The following is a 2,051-nucleotide window of genomic DNA, read 5'->3' on the forward strand; positions in this document are numbered from 1 at the left end:
GCTCCAGGTAGGGCGCCGGATCGGCCATGTAGCGGGCCAGCGCGTGCTGCATCGGCGTGTTGACCGTGAAGACGTTGAACTGGTGCACCTTGCGGAATTCGGCGCTCAGCGCGGCCGGCGCCGCCACGTAGCCGACCTTCCAGCCGGTCACGTGGTAGGTTTTGCCGAAGCTGCTGACGATGAAGCTGCGCGCCGCCAGGCCGGGAAAACGGGCCGCGCTCTCGTGCCGCGCGCCGGTGTAGACCATGTGCTCGTAGACCTCGTCGCTGATCACCAGCACGTCGGTGGGCGCCAGCAGGTCTTCGAGCTGGCGCATCTCGGCCTCGGTCCAGACCGTGGCGCTCGGGTTGTGCGGCGTGTTGACGATGATCGCGCGCGTGCGCGGCGACAGCGCCGCGGCGATCTTCGCGAAGTCGGGCCGGAAGCTGCCGGGCGTGAGCGGCACGCGAACGACGGTGCCGCCGGCCAGGTCGATGTTCGGCACGTAGCTGTCGTAGCAGGGCTCCAGCACGATCACCTCGTCGCCCGGGCGGACCACCGCGAGGATCGCCGTGATGATGGCCTGGGTGGCGCCGGCGGTGACCGTGATCTCGCTCTGCGGGTCGTAGCGGTGGCCGTACAGCGTCTCGATCTTGTCGGCGATCGCTTCGCGCAGCGGCGGGATGCCGGGCATCGGCGGATACTGGTTGTGGCCCGCCGCCATGGCGTCGGTCACGGCCTGCAGCAGCTTGGGGTCGCAGTTGAAATCCGGAAAGCCCTGACCGAGATTCACCGCGTTCTTCTCGGCGGCCAGCGCCGACATCACGGTGAAGATCGTGGTGCCCACTGCAGGCAGCTTGGTGAGTACCTCGGGGGTGCGGGCGATCGCTCTGCTCACAGTTCGTAGTCCTGGTGGTGACCGCTCAAGGCCTTGGCGATCAGGTTGCGGTCGAGCCGGTCGGAGAGCAGCTCGGCGAATTTGAAGACGAAGTTGCGCAGGTAGGCGCTGCGCTTGAAGGCCACGCGCGCAATGTTGACGCCGAAGATGTGGCCCATCGGGCGCACCACGAGGTCGGCGTTGGAGTCGTCGCGCACCGCCATCTCGGCGACGATGCCGACGCCGAGGCCGAGCCGCACGTAGGTCTTGATGACGTCCGAGTCGATCGCCTCGAGCGCGATGCGCGGCGCCAGCTTCTTCTGCGCGAAGGCGTGGTCGATGCGCGTGCGCCCCGTGAACGACGGGTGGTAGGTGATGATCGGCTCGGAAGCCAGGTCCTCGAGCGAAATGCGTTCCTTGTCCGCCAGCGGATGGCCCTGCGGCAGCACCAGCACGTGCTGCCACTCGTAGCAGGGCATGGTCACGAGTTCGGCGTAGTCGGCCAGCGATTCGGTGGCGATGCCGATCTCGGCGATCTCGTCGATCACCATCCGCGCCACCTGGTCGGGCGAGCCCTGGTGCAGGCTCACATTGACCTTCGGATAGGCTTCGCGCAGCTTCGCCACCGGCAMCGGCAGCACATAGCGCGCCTGGGTGTGCGTGGTGGCGATCGAGAGGGTGCCGCTGTCCTGGGCGCTGAACTGCTCGCCGATGCGCTTGAGGTTGCCCACTTCGCGCATGATGAGTTCGATGCTCGCCAGCACGTGCTGGCCAGGTTCGGTGACGCGCTTCAGGCGCTTGCCGTGGCGGGCGAAGATCTCGACGCCGAGTTCTTCCTCGAGCTCGATGATCGCCTTCGACACGCCCGGCTGCGAGGTGTGAAGCGCCTTGGCAGCTTCGGTCAGGTTCAGGTTGCGGCGCACGGCTTCCTGGACAAACTTGAACTGATGAAGATTCATAACAGATTCCGTATTATTTTCGGATTCATTATGCCTTCTCGGTCTATGAAAATCGCTGCAAATTCAGAATTCGAGTGCCTTTTGCGCCAGCAAGGCGATCACGTCGGGATCTTCGCCCACGGCCGGGCGCAGCGAGAACTCGACCTCCGGCCGAAGGGCCCGGAGTTCGTCGACCAGCCGTGGCAGGTCTTCGCGCACATGCCGGCCCATGCCCAGGAAGAGGGGCACCACCCGGA

The 2,051-nt window shown here is 65.9% G+C and carries 3 protein-coding genes; all 3 read right to left on the reverse strand.

Annotated features, from left to right (window positions below; genetic code table 11):
- A partial coding sequence (locus AC1D2K_RS33900; protein ID WP_478094725.1) for a methionine aminotransferase occupies positions 1–877 on the reverse strand: 877 nt, incomplete at its 3' end.
- Entirely contained in the window at positions 874–1,815 is a 942-nt protein-coding gene (locus AC1D2K_RS33905) for a CysB family HTH-type transcriptional regulator (protein WP_478094727.1), read from the reverse strand. The genes AC1D2K_RS33905 and AC1D2K_RS33900, both read right to left, overlap by 4 nt.
- 63 nt (positions 1,816–1,878) lie before the next feature.
- On the reverse strand, positions 1,879–2,046 hold the full coding sequence (locus AC1D2K_RS33910) for a sirohydrochlorin chelatase (RefSeq protein WP_478094728.1): 168 nt from the start codon (positions 2,044–2,046) through the stop codon (positions 1,879–1,881).
- Between the last annotated feature and the right edge of the window lie 5 nt (positions 2,047–2,051).

This window comes from Variovorax sp. P1_H12_2, from assembly GCF_056405335.1.